The sequence below is a fragment of the Bacillus sp. FSL K6-6540 genome, assembly GCF_038007545.1.
In genome coordinates, this window is sequence record NZ_JBBOXH010000001.1 from 2,826,167 (window position 1) to 2,840,410 (window position 14,244).

Consider the following 14,244-nt stretch of genomic DNA (forward strand, 5'->3'; position numbering starts at 1 on the left):
GTACTGTTATGGAGCCAACCATCGTCGTTGAACACAAAACTCAGCGCGTTAGGAAGCGTCGGTTTAGTCTAGGCACCACGTTGATGTACGTGATTTTGACAGCGTGGTCCTTAACAACCATTTATCCGTTATTCTGGATCGTGAACAACTCGTTCAAAATATCCCGCGATGTGATGAATAATTCCTTTGGCATCGCCTGGGAACCGGTATTTGTTAACTATCAGAACGCATTTGACCGCATTAATATCGGAAGAAGTTATATCAATAGTTTGGTGATGTCCTTCAGCACCGTATTCTTGGTATTATTGCTTGGAGGATTAGCTGCTTACGTATTGTCCAGGTTCAACTTTCGAGGAAAGCGAACCATTTATTCCATTTTGTATGCGACGCTGCTGATTCCTGCGTTTGCAACCGTGGTTCCGGTCTATGAGCTGCTTATCAAAACCAGTCTGGTCAATACATACTGGGGTTTGATTTTTCCGCAAACGGCAGGCAATCTGACGTTTGCGACCTTGGTTATTGCCGGTTACATGGCAACCATTCCGAAAGAGCTTGAAGAAGCGGCATTCATGGACGGCTGCAACCGATGGCAGATGTTTGTTAAGATCTTCGTTCCGATCTCTCAGCCCGTATTCGCGTCGGCAAGCATCTTCGTGTTTATGTGGTCGTATAACGATTTGTTCTCGGCATTGATCTTTGTGAACAAAGAGAATGTCCGTCCAATCGTTGCCTTGCTCAATGAGATCAGCTCGCAATACGGAACGGACTTTGGTCTGATGGCGACGGCCGTATCATTGACGGTTATTCCGGTTCTGATTGTATATCTGTTTATCTCGAAATATATCCAGAAAGGTCTGACCGAGGGAGCCGTCAAGGGTTAAGGAAACGGCGAACTCAACGAATAGGCAAGTCAAGAGGGGACATGAAGTCGCCTGTTTGACTTGCCTATTCGTTGTTAGGTTTCATACGAGTATTAAACTGCAGCGAGCGTGAACGGTCAATTATGGCGAGGTGAGATTATACTCGATCAAGCGGGAGAAGCCGTCTTCTCCATGGCCGGCATGGATTGCTTTTTGGGCAATTGCTTTTGCTGCGATTAAGACGCTGCTATCAATTCCATGATGTTCGGCAGCGTGGATGATATGCTCCATACTCGTTACATTCGAGATCAGGCTGGAACTGTCCCCAGGGTAAACGCCCCGATCCGCATCATGCGCCATATAGGTCATGATATCCGGCATAATGTGAATAATATTGTGCGCATAAGGGGCGATGTCTTCCGCAGCGATGTTCTCCGCCCGTGCAATGGCCAGCGCGTGCACATAACCGCTCATGGCTGTCCAGAACACATCTAGCAGCGCCACGTCATATGCCGCTGCACGACCCGGATCCTCGCCCAGGAACGAAGCGGTTCCGCCCAGGCTGGCGAGTATACGATGATGGCTGCGATAAACGTCTTCGGGCCCGCTGTACAAAATGACGGCCGAAGGCTCCCCAATCGTAGGTATCGGCGTCATTATGGCGCCATCGATGTAGTCAATTCCGTTGTGGTAAGCCCATTCCGCCATTTCCCGCGCACGTTCAGGTACGTCGGCTGTCAGGTTTATAAGCGTTTTTCCTTTCAATGCACTTGTCTCAGAAGACAGAACGGCGTTCACCGCATCATAGTTGAGTACGCAGATGATAATAAGCTGACTGGCAAGCACCGCATCCTTAACCGACGGAGCCAGCACGGCACCTTGCTTTACCAGCGAGTCAGCCTTTGCCGATGTCCGGTTCCACACCGTTGTGGAATGGCCTCTCCTTATCAATGCACCGGCCAGGGCTTGCCCCATAGGTCCGAGCCCCAGCACCGTTACGGCGGTTTGGCTGCCGTTTGCCGGCGTTTGCCGAGTTTCAGTTTCGAGCAATTGTTCTTGATGTTGTTTCGATGGTTTCATTGTATACCTCCTTAAGGATTAGCTTCGAATACAGTGTAGACCTTGACACTAATGACAAGGTCAACGATTTTTTACTACCCTTGAGGAGGGAATAATATTTCAACATATGAAAAATTCATAAAAGTACTAGTAACACGTTCTACCATCAGTGGAGCATGCTTACGGCTGAACCCGAACTTATTGACAAACGAAAGAGGAAAAAGCATTGAAACTAACTAAAATAAAGTTGTTGACAATAACATAGTTAAATGTTAATTTGTATATACAAATGAGAGGTGGCTGGATATGAACATCGATGATTCCATTTTAAGCTCGTGCCTGTTTTTTACGTCAAATCGGTTTGCACGTTCCATGACCAAGATGGCGGAGGATGCATTTGCAAAAGCCGGCTTATCCCCAACGTACTCCTATGTGCTGGTGGTGATCCATCAATATCCCGGAATTACGCAGAAAGAGCTTAGCGATAAATTGTCGATTGCTCCATCCACAAGCACCCGATTCATTGATAAGCTGGAGGAGAAACTTCTGGTAAAGCGCAAATCCGAATGGAAGGAAACGCATATTTTCTTGACGGACGAGGGGATGGCGTTATACCGGGAGCTGAACCAATATTTTGAAAAGTTATACGGAGAGTATGTCACCCTCTTGGGGAAGGAGCATAGCGAACAGTTAGCGAAACTTCTCCATGAATCCAGCGAATTGCTGAAAAGGGGAATGTAGCCTCTGTCTTTTTCACCACTCATTTGTACATACAATTGATAAGGAGAGATTCGAAATGCAGATTGGTATTATCGGTGCGACAGGGAAAGCGGGAAATCTGATTCTCAAGGAGGCACAAGCACGCGGTCATGAAGTAACGGCGATCGTGCGTAATGCATCCAAAATCTCCGATTCCAGCATAAACATTTTGGAGAAGAACGTGCTGGATCTGACCAGCGCCGATCTTCAGCGGTTCGACGTTGTCGTGAATGCATTTGGCGCGGCGCCTGGGCAGGAGACTCAATATGTGGAAGTAGGCCGGGTGCTGATACAAGCACTAAAAGGCACGGATACCAGACTGTTTGTTGTCGGAGGAGCCGGCAGCTTGTTTGTGGACGAAGCCAAAACGCTTCGACTTTTAGAAACGCCCGATTTTCCGAAGGAATATTATCCGACGGCATTCCATGCCGGCGAGAATTTGAAGGACCTGGAACAAACTTCGGATGTAAAATGGACGTATCTTAGTCCGGCAGCGTTCTTTAATCCGGAAGGTCGGCGAACAGGGAGTTATCAGGAGGGCAAAGATCAAGTCATTGGCAACGCCAGCGGTAAAAGCTACGTCAGCTATGCCGATTACGTCATCGCGGTGCTCGATGAGCTTGAGCAGCCCAAACATCTCAACGAGCGCTATACGGTCGTTTCCGAGGCTTAACAGGCCCGGACATGCGGCCTTCATATAGATCTTTGAATAAGCTGGTTTCTTAACTGAAATCAGCTTATTTCTTTTTGATTATGTTATTTCAATATATGAAAAATTCACAATAGAAAACACCTCATGCGATATCTAGCTACATCCTCTTAAATACAGCCCGACCACTTACAAAGCAGCCATGATAAAGGTTTAAACAAGGAAAAACTCCCATTACGATATCGCAATTCAGTCATCAATAAGTATTAGATAAGATGAGTCAAAACAACCTGCAAACAACGGATATTGCATGCAAGTTGTTTTGAACGGTGCTTCTGTTGGCTGTCCTTGTTGTTATCCGTCTGATTCACAAGAAACGAATATTGATATCGCGCAGGCGGCCGGGAGACATTTTCGGCATCTTAATTTGAAGCGTAGGCTGTCTAAAGGTCGCAACGGATTGCGCAGGCAGTATGGGGACGGGTAAAGATATGGTTTGGTGTTGTTCTTTTGGCAAGCCGTTGATTTTGATCTGCGTCCGGTTCAGCTGAATCCATAAATTTTCGGGATGGATGCGTTTAGGCACATAACATTTTTTCACGATCAGAAAGTTATGAGTATCTAACGTTTCATAGCGAAGCGAATGCGGGTCGGGAAGAATTTCATTTCCGGCAGTCGCTTTTCGTATCGTATCCTTTACATAATCCTCAATGATCGTCGGATCCAGCTGATAATCTTCATTGAGATGATTCAGATCCTTAAATGGAAAGGAATTGTTGTTAAAGAAAGAGTCCTGTGTCAACCAGTCCGGCTTTTTGGATCTTGAGCTCACGATAATCCCTCCTACGTTCTTTGTTCCAGTGTATGGGCGAAGGAATGTTATAGTGACATCTGGGCATCCGACCACATAGAATAAATCCAAGCGGACGATTTTGAACAAAGAGGTGGAATTGTGGTTTCAATTATCGGCAATATGAAAATCGTAAACGTGGGCCCCAGTTCTACGGTACTAGTTGGAAATACAGGAGTAATCGATTTAAACAGCACGACAAAAGCTTATTCCGGCGCCAACTCGTTCACCACCGGAGACAGTATTGGTACGAATATAACTAATAACCAAGCCAACAGCACGAATACATTCGATCCAGACCTTATTGATTCGCCTAATGCTTAATTAAGGTTGTGAGCCCCAGTGAATCTAACGATACATCAATGCATTAATATACAGCAGCTTCGGGTTGACGCGGTGACCAATTCCTCGGTGCTTCAGATTGGAACCGCAGGTGAGATCCGCGCATTATCCAATATATATAACACGGGCGGTTTTACGGGCCCTGCTCCGGAGTTCGAGCCTCCGAATAATATGGCCCCCCTGGTTCCGTTACCTGCGCCGATTGAAGATCTATATCGGCCAGAATGAGGCTCATATCATACGCATACAATCATTAGGGAGCGGGGGGAGATGCTATGTATCAATACCATATCCAGCAATTGTTCCATTGCCTTCAATCCCAGACGGAGCAGCTTAACAGAATGGAACAAATGCTAAAGGAAATACGTAATGAAATAAATCAATTACAGCAGGGCAATCAAAAGTCGACGGATCACGTCGAATATAATTTTGATTTATTGAAAATCGAAAAATTGGAAGGAACCTTAAACATTGGACTGACGCCCTCAGATGGGAAGTCTCTGGGGGATATCACCGTCAATGGCCAGCCGGCAGAACAATTACAGGCGGTAGCTGCCGGAAGGGATCTTTACTCAAACATACATCAGCAGGTATCAAGCCACTTGGAACATGCCGTGCCGGCGCGACTCGAGCAAATGAATCCCCAGTCCAATCACGAACTTGGAGATCAATATGCTGCGGTGATGATAGAAGATATCCGAAAACAACTCGGAGATCGTATCAACGTTTACTTACAGCAATACCACTCGAACAGTACCGAGATAAATCCAGGTGATGTTGAGCAAATGATCGCTAATCAAATGAAAAAAGAAATCGATACGGCAGTCGAGCATCATCTTCATAATTTGCAACATGGAAAGAGGAATACGAATGAAAATGACGGTCATCAATAAAGAGCTCCGGGTTGGTTCGATCCGTATTACGGCGATCTCCAGCTCATCCGTGCTGTTGATCGGAGATACCCGGGTCATTAATAGCAGTTCCATCTACGACACTCCTTCCGAATCCCTGCAGATCACCCCGCTCGTTCCGTTATCACCGGCTACCGCACCATGAAGCGCCATGTACTCGTTGATAACGTATATATCATCAATATCTCTAATAGTTCGGCATGCATCTGCGGCGAATCGGGACATATCGATGCCTATACCCGGGCATTGGCGATTCAACGTCAAGTTCCGGTTTTTTTTGAGGACGAAGGCAATTATGAGGACTATCCGATTTTTTCGAGATCCATACCTGCATGGCAGCTTCCGTCAGAAGTAGACTTAGACGTTATACATGACCATAAAACGATTCATGTGGGATGCCTGGACGTGATATCGACAGCGTCTGCATCGGTTGTGCAGGTAGGTTCGAACGATACGATGGAATTGGAATCAAGGGTGAAGGCGATCAGGCACTTTATTACGGATGCGTCCCAGGAATTAAAGGATTATAAAGGCGTCATTGTCAGAAAGAGCCCCCGCTAGTGCGGCAAAAAAACAGGAGGAGCTTCATAAGCTCCTCCTGTTTTTTTGCGGTCTGAAGATTATTCTCCTTGCTGGTGGGCAGCCTCGTCTTTAATCTCTTCCCGGAAGCCGGAAATACTCTTTTCGCGACGAGCATTGCGGTCTTGAATCTGTTCTTTCTCGCTTGCGGGGATCTCATCCCCGAACTCCTGAAGATAATCTTCTGCCTCGCGGAAGTTCTCGATCGTGTTTTGGACGGCCTGCTGCAGATGTTCGACATTGTCTTCGCGATTATCAGGTTTAGCCATGAAAGTTCACCTCCTTGTATGTAATGATCTTGCTCATTCGCACACCTCAAAAGTCTTCCATAATCGAAACATCCTTATGCATCTGAGAATGACGCTATCAAAAAAGCTACAGTATTGTAAATTTTGCAAGCCGGTTCTTTACATTTCCGTAGGATGTAATATGTTATAATGTCGAAAAAGCAGACTTGCCGGCATGACATCGAATAAGAGGAGGAAGAATTCTTGATATCTAGACGTTTTATATTCTGGCTCGGTATGCTGATGATGATTGTATTCATGTTAGCAGCCTGTACCTCAGAACCGATAAAACAACAACAGCAAACTTCTACTGTAGAAGACCCTCCTGAATCAATTGAAGATGAAGAAGAAGGTCAGACCATCACACTAGTAACGCCGGATACGGCCATGAAAGCACCTGAGGAAAAAAGCAAATATCAGATACATACACGGTTGACGGATTTCCATCTGCTCAATGAGTCAACGGGGATTGCTTGGGGGATCACGAACACAGAACTGCGTCTCTATCAGACCGAAGATTACGGTGAGACCTGGGTCGATATCTCTCCATCATCCAATGTCCAATTCGTTGATAAGCTGGAGTATGGGAAAGACATCGTGTTCACGGATAAAAATCATGGTTGGATTATACGAAACAAACAGAGATCGGCCGAAACGATCCTGCTCAATACGACCGACGGGGGCGGCAGCTGGAAGCTCTCTTCGCTTCCGGAGACGGGAGTCGTTACGGCAATGTCCTTCGTTTCATCCCAGCAGGGATGGATTATGGCAAAAGGCGATCTCTCCCGGGGATCGGAAGAGAAGTCGCTGTTTCACACTAGCAATAATGGCGGAGTATGGGATGAGATTATGCAGAATACGGAGTATCCGACATCCCGAATTCCGGGAAGCGTCATTCCGCGAACCGGATCCGTTATCGGATTAACGTTCACGGATTCGCTTGTCGGGTTTGCGACCATCCGTGAAATGCAATCTTCCAAGTTGTATATAACACGTGACGGAGGACAGAAGTGGAAGTCTTCCGGCCAAGTATTCAAAAGCAAGCTGCTGGATGCGTGCGGTTCCGTTTTTGCCGGGACTCCCAAGTATCTGGGCAAAGGTGGAAGCGGAAGCGAGATTTATATACCGGTTACCTGCGTAAAGGAAGATCAGGCGAACTATTTGGGTTACTTTACGGCCGATACGGGGAAGTCATGGAATTTGGTGTCGTTCCCCATGACGGGAAATAGCGGGAAGGGGACCATCCAGCCTGTCTTCCGTCGTCTGCATGACGGATGGAGAATGGTGAACGGCATCGTCTATCATACGAGCGATATGGGCAAGACCTGGACACCATTCCCTAGAAGCAAGCTGTTGTCCGATAATCTTGCAAAATATCCGAATGTGGTCAAATTGCAATTCACATCGTCGGATGTCGGCTGGATGCTGATTGAAACGACGGACAAAAACCGATCGCGCCTGATGAAAAGCAGTGACGGCGGCGTAACCTGGCAGGGGTTGTAATACCGACTAATAACCTACAAGCAGGATCTGATTCGCCAATCGAAAACTATCTCGATGACGAAGGCTTTATCGGCTAAAACCAACGGTTCCGATAAAGCCTTTATAAACATATTATATTGTGAAATTAATCACAAATAAAATTCAACCTGTATGCTACTATAAAGATGTAATCAGGTACGTCAAAATGTTTGGAAGGGGACGATCCTTATGCATACCGATCAAATGACGATAAATTTCCTTCGCTTGTGCTACCATTGCGATGATGCATGTTTATGTCAGACGGAGGAGCAATGTCTGGCTTGCTGGAACGAGCAGGACATGGCACCGCAGGACCATGAAATGACGGGACAAGAAGAAACGATGAAGTGGATGAGATTGGCTTACGATTAAGCGGGTATGAACAAGATGAAGACAATGAATGGATCAGGGCGTTATAAGGTTCCGTGAAGAAGCTGATGACTGGCAAAGTGCCGGCATCAGCTTTTTTTGATGCTCCCAGAAAGGGACAAGTTCTTTAAAATTTCAATCAAACTTTCCATGATGCATGAGTTAAATTGTCCGACATAAAGCATATACATATTTCAAGACAAGGTGGAGGGGGGGAGCCGTATGGGATCGGGGTCAGATTGGATGTTCGATTTTTTCGGCAGCGTTATGCCCGTGTTTTTCATCGTCGTCATCGGGATCATTTTGCTGTCGGCCGGTAAGGGAATCTTGCAATGGAGTCAGAATAACCGACAGCCTTTGCTATCGGTCGATTCCAAAATTGTGAGCAAGCGAACGGAAGTGAAACATACACAGCAGACGGATGATACGATGTCGAGCCGTACTCGTACCACCTATTATCTGACATTCGAAGTGGAGAGCGGAGATCGCATGGAATTTGCCGTAAACGGCGAGGAATTCGGCATGTGCGCGGAAGGGGACGAGGGACTGCTTCGTTTTCAGGGAACCCGGTACTACGGATTCGTCAGGCACCCCAGAGCGCATCTTCATGTGGTCCGGGGTTATGAACAACCTAAATAAGAGGCTGGTTCATTTTATGACGCCTTCTCCTGTGGTATATAATGTAGGAGAAGGAGGAGCTGCCTATGAAATTTCAGGATAAAACGGTGGTGATAACGGGCGCGAACGGGATAGGCCGCGGATTGGCTGAGGCTTATGCGGCTAGCGGAGCTCGAGTGATAGTAAGCGACGTTCATGAAGAGCAGGGCAATCTGGCGGCAAACACCTTGAAGGATCAAGGATTTCATGCCGTCTTCATCCCCTGCGATGTGAGGAAGGAAGAAGAGATTAAACGCCTGATGAACCAAGCGGCCCAATATGGGGGCACCATCGATATCTTAATAAACAACGCAGGGGTCTCCCGATGGAAATCACCATATGAGCTTACGGTGGGAGAATGGGACGACGTAATCAACACGAACGCCAGAAGCTGTTTTTTGGCTACCCGCGAGGCTGCCGCATATATGAAAAAGAGTGGGAATGGCGGGGCTGTCGTCAATATATCCTCCACGCGTTCCATCATGTCCGAGCCGAATTCGGAAGCTTATGCGGCTTCCAAGGGAGCCATCGTTGCGTTGAGTCATGCCATGGCCGTTAGTCTGGGGCCCGATGGAATTCGGGTGAATTGCATAAGTCCGGGCTGGATTGAAACCGGGGATTATGAAGAGCTTCGATCCGAGGACCATAAGCAGCACCCTGCGGGTCGGGTCGGAATTCCGGCCGATATCGCCAAAGCCTGCTTTTATTTTACCGATCCGGAGAATGACTTTGTAACAGGGTCCCATCTGGTGGTGGACGGCGGCATGACCCGCAAAATGATATATGAACCTTAACTTGTTGCGGATAAAATAAAAAAGGATCGTCTCCTCGGGGACGATCCTTTCCTGATTATAACCCGTATTCGCAAAACAGTGGCGAATATCCCAATATAGCCGCTTGGACTTAACGGACGGTTATAGCCATGGAATCCGTCTTGCCGCTCGTCCGGTCGGTTACGCTGACAACGGCAATTCCGCTTTGATTCGCGCGGGCAACTCCCTGTGCGTTAACGGAGATGATATGGGGGTTGCTGCTGCGATAGCTGAGTTTGTCGAGGGATTCCTTGCGGCCATCGGGGTGAAGAAGTTCAGCCCGAAACTGCTGCGTTGTCTTGGAAGTCATTAGATCCTTGCCCAGCAGCCGGAGAAAAGGCTGATTTCCATCGAATGCGGCCGTGGCATGGAGCGTTTCAACGAATCCGTAACGTTGGTCCTTAACCGAGATCGCAGCGCTTCCCGGAGATATCGCCTTCATCCGTCCGGTTGAACTCACTTGAATGATATCCGGAGCATCGGATGTGTACGTCAGCTCTTCCGCCTGTTCACGCATCCCGCCCGGAAAGCCGTACCAGGCTTCGATCTGTCCCGATTCGCCCAGTTTGAGCTCATCTGAAGCTTCCACGCGCATCACGATCGGGGCTAGCGGGTACACGCCGACTTCGGTGAAGCTATTCCAAAGGTTGGCATTATTTCCTTTGCCCAGTATCCGAATGTATCGGGCTGTCGTTTGCTCCACAAGAAAAGTTTCAGGCTGCACAGTCGTGCCGGAAGTCAGCCCATTCTCGTAGATGGTCGACCATTCTTCGCCATCGACGGAGGCAAGAACATCAAACCGGTTTTTACGGGTATCCCCTAAATATATGGCCAGCGAAACAGCGCCCACTGGCTTCGGCTCACCCAGGTCAAGCTGTACGTATTCCGTACCCGGCGCGGACCAGCGAGTGCTCAGGTTGCCGTCGACGGTATGTTCTGGAATGTTCGCCGATTCGGGAACGGCGCTCGCGGTAACATGCCGTACCTGGTATTTTAGATGGTTCGGCGGTTCGCCTATGGCCGGATTCCGGGTGAATTTGATGGTATATCTATTGCTCAGATTCGGTTGAGCGTCGTTCTGAATGACGATGGTTGCCGTACCCGGAATCGTATCTGCCTGATCAATGGCCACGGCATGCTCCGCTTCGGCCGTCATCACAGGCGGAGAGGGAGCATCAAACGGAAGTCCGACTTCATAATACGTGACTTCTGGACGAAACCCATGGAGCGGCATTCCGTCCATTAATAAACGGTTAGCCATAGGTCGGGCTGCCGGTTCGGGCAGATCGCCGTCAGGTATGGTCCATTCCAGCAGGGGAGTAACCCCCGTCTCCGCTGGAGGTATCGGATCGTTTGCGTATAAAGGAACCATGCGAACGGACAACCGGACATTCTGGACGTGCTCCAGGTGTATGGTCAGCTTGCGCATGCCTTCGTTGCTGGATTGGCCATCCGGATTCGGGGAGGTGGCCAGCGGCGCTGCATCCATGACGGAGAACCGGGCACCGGCCGGTCCTTCGACCAGCTCAACATACAGCCGCTTATCCTGTTGTGAAAGAATGGCGGCGCGTCCATTCGCAACAATCTCCACGTCCGCTCCGGTGTGCATGAACCAATACAGCTCTGAAGGAAGCTTCAGCTTCATCTCATCCTGGACGACCAGCTCGCGTCTATCGGCGGAGAGTTTCATTCCTCTTAACATCTCGCCTGCGTCTTTTCGGTACAGGTCGGTCATATCCAGAATCGTATAGGCTCCCCTTGGCTTCGATTCCTTTTTTATCGTAACGGCTGTGCCGTAAGGCTCTTGCTGAACAATCGGATTCTGGACGGGATTGATGACGATGGTATTATGTCCCTCGGTTTTTTTGCGGTAATACGTCCAGCGATTATAATTGTAATCCCAGAAGCCGGGCAAGCTGTAGGATTCGTTCCCCAGATCGGATGCCCACCTTACGCCCAGCGCGTCAAAAACGAAGGTACCGCCATCTAGATCGTTATGGCTTCGCATCGTTTCGTTAACGCCTTTCATGGAAGCAAACAAAGCATAGGGATCATCCCATGCGCTCCGCATGGAGGCCGATTCAATGCCGGTGAAGAAACGATCCAGCTCCGTCGGAACCGTTTCAAACATGCCAGGCTCGTAAAACACCAGATAGAGAGGGTGGAAGTAGCCCTTGCGCTCATACAGATCGCCAATAAACCAGGCGTATTCAGGTTTGTTGAAGAACGAGGCGAACCATAAGGATTCATACATGTTGTAGCTGACGCCGCCATCATAAAAATTGAACACGCCGCCTTCGCCGAGCAAATGATACGGATATGCACCCGATGCCTCGTATCCCGGCAGCAAGGAAAGCCCAAAATCGGTACCCAGGCTTTTATTCAAGCCTTGAATATACATGGCCAAGTATTGGCCTCCATAATGCCAATAAGCAGGACCCTCCGGCCAAGAGCCGTCCTCGGTATAGTGACGAAGCGCATATTGCAGCTTCTGAAACGTGCTCTGGATGACTTCCAGCGCCTGTTCCTCGGTCTCAGGCTCATCCGCAACGGTTAACGCAAGCAGGCCAAGGCCTCCGTTGTCGACCAGGTTAATGTTATTGTGCTCCCCGTTATGGCGGAATTCACCCCGGTACCAATCAAGCGCGACAGCTAGCGCGTGATCCCGAATCGCCGCATTCAACTGGGATCGCTGAGCTTCATTCAAATCGTCGTATATCCAATCGTAGGCCAGCGCAACGGCAAAAGACAATTCGGACAAGGCAAGGATATTGTTGGTTCTGCCGCCCCAATCGGGGTAGTGCGTCATCGCTTCCAGTTCCTGCCACGCACGTTCGGCATAACGGGATTCGCCGGTCAAGCGGTACATGAGCGCGGTCGGAATCAAGCGGTCGCGAAGCATGTAGGCATTGCCGCCATTAGGTTGGTAGGTTAGCGGCGAAGTTCCAAGGACGGGGTCCGCTTGATTTCTCAAGAGTTCCATCCACTCCGTCATATAACGATCTCCGCTTGCCAGCAATTGCTTGGAGCGGTTCAAATCGTCCGTGGATGCGAGAAGGCGCGGATGGGAACGGGCGGATGAGGCATGACCGTGTAGCGATTCCGAAATTCGATCTGCCGTCGGCCCGACAAAGACCAGCATATCGCTTTCCGTACGTCCGCCACGTCCATCTTCAGCCGATACGCGAAAACGGTCGTACCCCAGATAGTTTTCATTGGGAGCATATCGATAAGTACCCTCGGCATCCACTTGAACCGTGCCCTGTGCCGGCGGTGCTTCAAGTTTCCATGCGATCGGATCTCCATCCGGATCCTCCCCTTTCGTGAACTGGCCGGAAAGGGAAGTATTCATCGTCGTATAACCCCATTCCAAATCCAACAGGGGAGCAGCATTCACAGGAGTAACGTGGATCGTGCCCTGGCCGAATGTGGCGCCGCCCGTATCAGCCTGCAGGGCAGCAAACTGGAAGCGGTCCGTACCGCTAAAGCCGCGGTCGGGATAGTAGGTAAAGCTGCCGTTCTCCTTTACGGTAATCATGCCGTGCGCAGGCTGGGAGATGAGGAGATACGTAAGGTCGGCACCGCTGCTGTCGCGCGCGGACAATTGCCCGAGCAAAGCTTGGCCTTGAGCCGTTTCGCCTTCGTAATCGTCCACCAGCAAGGTGTCCGGCGCATTGACGCTGACCGCCATTGAGGCGGTATGAGCACCGTCATAAGTCGCTGCCGTTACGGTTGCAAGTCCTGTGGAAAGGCCGGTTATGTCACCTTGATCCGTCACTTCCACGACTTCCGGCTTGGACGCAGACCACTGCAGCTGAGGGGGAGGTGACGAACCTGGCTCATAACGGACGGAAGGTGTTATGGTCTCTCCCGTATTCAGATAGGCCACATCCGGTTCGATCGCGATGGATTGAAGCGGCTCCTCAACCAACACATCGTCGAACCAAGCTTTGCCCGTTCCGGTTTCCAGAAACAGCTCAACGGTCAATAGGGGCGGTGAGGCTGCATTATGCGGAACGGTGAACAGCTTCTCCATATACGTCCAGTCTTGGGTGCCCTTGAGCGTTCCGACATGAACCAGCACATTGCTGGTGCCGGTTCGCTTCATTTGATATCGGATGAGCGCGGCATTGCTGACGGATTCCGTTTTGACCCAGCCGCTGATCCGATACGTTTTCCCGACCTCTACCGGGATGGACTGGGTTATGGCTGCCCGGCTGGACGTTCCTGCGGGACCTTCGATGCTGACCGATTGTTTCCCGGATTTGAATATTCCCGAATCTACTCCCAATATGGGCGAGCCTGTTGGAAGCCACTGTCCCCAATTTGCCGGCTTGATTCCGCCTGACCAACTGGACCCCGCCTCCGTTGCCTCAAAACCGCTGTTCACAAGCAAACCCTCCTGTACCTGATCTCGTTCGCTCTCTGCCCATGCCAATGGGGGCGGCAAAAAGCCATGAAGCCCCGTAATCAGCATGAGTACAATCAGAGCCATTCGTTTCACATCCATTCCCTCCCGACTGTTATCGATTTCCGGCCATGAAACCGGAACACTTCCATCGTAGAGGAAGCCGCAGCGTTCGAGTATG

General features: G+C 49.5%; 16 protein-coding genes. 12 read left to right on the forward strand and 4 right to left on the reverse strand.

Annotation, left to right across the window (positions count from 1 at the left end):
* The first annotated feature begins 8 nt into the window (after positions 1-8).
* Complete coding sequence (locus MHH82_RS12655; RefSeq protein WP_145035724.1) at positions 9-881, forward strand: carbohydrate ABC transporter permease; 873 nt, start codon at positions 9-11, stop codon at positions 879-881.
* 120 nt (positions 882-1,001) lie between these two features.
* On the opposite strand, the gene MHH82_RS12660 is transcribed toward MHH82_RS12655, so the two are convergent.
* Positions 1,002-1,940: an NAD(P)-dependent oxidoreductase gene (locus MHH82_RS12660; RefSeq protein WP_340965927.1), complete on the reverse strand. Its 939-nt coding sequence runs from the start codon at positions 1,938-1,940 to the stop codon at positions 1,002-1,004.
* 285 nt (positions 1,941-2,225) lie between these two features.
* Here MHH82_RS12660 and MHH82_RS12665 point away from each other — a divergent pair, with 285 nt between their 5' ends.
* Positions 2,226-2,660: a MarR family winged helix-turn-helix transcriptional regulator gene (locus MHH82_RS12665; RefSeq protein WP_096773420.1), complete on the forward strand. Its 435-nt coding sequence runs from the start codon at positions 2,226-2,228 to the stop codon at positions 2,658-2,660.
* 55 nt (positions 2,661-2,715) lie between these two features.
* Positions 2,716-3,351, forward strand: coding sequence for an NAD(P)-dependent oxidoreductase (locus MHH82_RS12670; protein ID WP_015734737.1), 636 nt, complete (start codon positions 2,716-2,718; stop codon positions 3,349-3,351).
* 343 nt (positions 3,352-3,694) lie between these two features.
* Here MHH82_RS12670 and MHH82_RS12675 read toward each other — a convergent pair whose 3' ends face one another.
* The gene (locus MHH82_RS12675; protein ID WP_340965931.1) at positions 3,695-4,159 is read right to left on the reverse strand and encodes a hypothetical protein; all 465 of its coding nucleotides are present in this window, start codon (positions 4,157-4,159) and stop codon (positions 3,695-3,697) included.
* Positions 4,160-4,279: 120 nt separating this feature from the next.
* On the opposite strand from MHH82_RS12675, the gene MHH82_RS12680 reads away from it, so the two are divergent.
* The 5 genes from MHH82_RS12680 to MHH82_RS12700 are packed head-to-tail and all read left to right on the forward strand — an operon-like array spanning position 4,280 to position 5,991.
* Positions 4,280-4,501, forward strand: a complete 222-nt coding sequence (locus MHH82_RS12680; protein ID WP_009589476.1) for a spore germination protein — start codon at positions 4,280-4,282, stop codon at positions 4,499-4,501.
* 18 nt (positions 4,502-4,519) lie between these two features.
* A complete protein-coding gene (locus tag MHH82_RS12685) occupies positions 4,520-4,747 on the forward strand; it encodes a spore germination protein GerPB (RefSeq protein ID WP_015734739.1) in 228 nt (75 codons plus the stop codon).
* Positions 4,748-4,794: 47 nt separating this feature from the next.
* Entirely contained in the window at positions 4,795-5,412 is a 618-nt protein-coding gene (locus tag MHH82_RS12690; protein WP_015734740.1) for a spore germination protein GerPC, read from the forward strand.
* Complete coding sequence (locus MHH82_RS12695) at positions 5,390-5,575, forward strand: hypothetical protein (RefSeq protein ID WP_015734741.1); 186 nt, start codon at positions 5,390-5,392, stop codon at positions 5,573-5,575. The genes MHH82_RS12690 and MHH82_RS12695 overlap by 23 nt, the downstream gene beginning before the upstream one ends.
* Positions 5,572-5,991, forward strand: a complete 420-nt coding sequence (locus tag MHH82_RS12700; RefSeq protein WP_015734742.1) for a spore germination protein GerPE — start codon at positions 5,572-5,574, stop codon at positions 5,989-5,991. The genes MHH82_RS12695 and MHH82_RS12700 overlap by 4 nt, the downstream gene beginning before the upstream one ends.
* 59 nt (positions 5,992-6,050) lie before the next feature.
* On the opposite strand, the gene tlp is transcribed toward MHH82_RS12700, so the two are convergent.
* Positions 6,051-6,278, reverse strand: a complete 228-nt coding sequence (gene tlp, locus MHH82_RS12705) for a small acid-soluble spore protein Tlp (protein ID WP_009589405.1) — start codon at positions 6,276-6,278, stop codon at positions 6,051-6,053.
* 222 nt (positions 6,279-6,500) lie between these two features.
* Here tlp and MHH82_RS12710 point away from each other — a divergent pair, with 222 nt between their 5' ends.
* The 4 genes from MHH82_RS12710 (at position 6,501) to MHH82_RS12725 (ending at position 9,637) form a co-directional block, all read left to right on the forward strand.
* Positions 6,501-7,799 (forward strand): YCF48-related protein, encoded by a 1,299-nt coding sequence (locus MHH82_RS12710; RefSeq protein ID WP_015734743.1) that lies wholly within the window; start codon positions 6,501-6,503, stop codon positions 7,797-7,799.
* Positions 7,800-8,006: 207 nt separating this feature from the next.
* Entirely contained in the window at positions 8,007-8,189 is a 183-nt protein-coding gene (locus MHH82_RS12715) for a hypothetical protein (RefSeq protein ID WP_036665338.1), read from the forward strand.
* Positions 8,190-8,408: 219 nt separating this feature from the next.
* Positions 8,409-8,825, forward strand: coding sequence for a DUF2500 domain-containing protein (locus tag MHH82_RS12720; protein WP_015734745.1), 417 nt, complete (start codon positions 8,409-8,411; stop codon positions 8,823-8,825).
* A gap of 65 nt (positions 8,826-8,890) precedes the next feature.
* On the forward strand, positions 8,891-9,637 hold the full coding sequence (locus MHH82_RS12725) for an SDR family NAD(P)-dependent oxidoreductase (RefSeq protein ID WP_340965938.1): 747 nt from the start codon (positions 8,891-8,893) through the stop codon (positions 9,635-9,637).
* 109 nt (positions 9,638-9,746) lie between these two features.
* Here the strand turns inward: MHH82_RS12725 and MHH82_RS12730 are convergent, their stop codons facing one another.
* Positions 9,747-14,150 carry an Ig-like domain-containing protein gene (locus MHH82_RS12730; protein WP_340969929.1) on the reverse strand — a complete coding sequence of 1,468 codons (4,404 nt, stop codon included), beginning with the start codon at positions 14,148-14,150 and terminating at the stop codon, positions 9,747-9,749.
* Positions 14,151-14,244 lie beyond the last annotated feature (94 nt).

What these genes read in the sequence shown, in the direction of transcription:
- MHH82_RS12700 (WP_015734742.1), top strand. Translation starts at nt 5,572, where the DNA reads ATGAAGCGCCATGTACTCGTTGATAACGTATATATCATCAATATCTCT.
- MHH82_RS12665 (WP_096773420.1), top strand. Translation starts at nt 2,226, where the DNA reads ATGAACATCGATGATTCCATTTTAAGCTCGTGCCTGTTTTTTACGTCA.
- MHH82_RS12695 (WP_015734741.1), top strand. Translation starts at nt 5,390, where the DNA reads ATGAAAATGACGGTCATCAATAAAGAGCTCCGGGTTGGTTCGATCCGT.
- tlp (WP_009589405.1), bottom strand. Translation starts at nt 6,278, where the DNA reads ATGGCTAAACCTGATAATCGCGAAGACAATGTCGAACATCTGCAGCAG.
- MHH82_RS12655 (WP_145035724.1), top strand. Translation starts at nt 9, where the DNA reads ATGGAGCCAACCATCGTCGTTGAACACAAAACTCAGCGCGTTAGGAAG.
- MHH82_RS12730 (WP_340969929.1), bottom strand. Translation starts at nt 14,150, where the DNA reads ATGGCTCTGATTGTACTCATGCTGATTACGGGGCTTCATGGCTTTTTG.
- MHH82_RS12725 (WP_340965938.1), top strand. Translation starts at nt 8,891, where the DNA reads ATGAAATTTCAGGATAAAACGGTGGTGATAACGGGCGCGAACGGGATA.
- MHH82_RS12715 (WP_036665338.1), top strand. Translation starts at nt 8,007, where the DNA reads ATGCATACCGATCAAATGACGATAAATTTCCTTCGCTTGTGCTACCAT.
- MHH82_RS12720 (WP_015734745.1), top strand. Translation starts at nt 8,409, where the DNA reads ATGGGATCGGGGTCAGATTGGATGTTCGATTTTTTCGGCAGCGTTATG.
- MHH82_RS12670 (WP_015734737.1), top strand. Translation starts at nt 2,716, where the DNA reads ATGCAGATTGGTATTATCGGTGCGACAGGGAAAGCGGGAAATCTGATT.
- MHH82_RS12690 (WP_015734740.1), top strand. Translation starts at nt 4,795, where the DNA reads ATGTATCAATACCATATCCAGCAATTGTTCCATTGCCTTCAATCCCAG.
- MHH82_RS12660 (WP_340965927.1), bottom strand. Translation starts at nt 1,940, where the DNA reads ATGAAACCATCGAAACAACATCAAGAACAATTGCTCGAAACTGAAACT.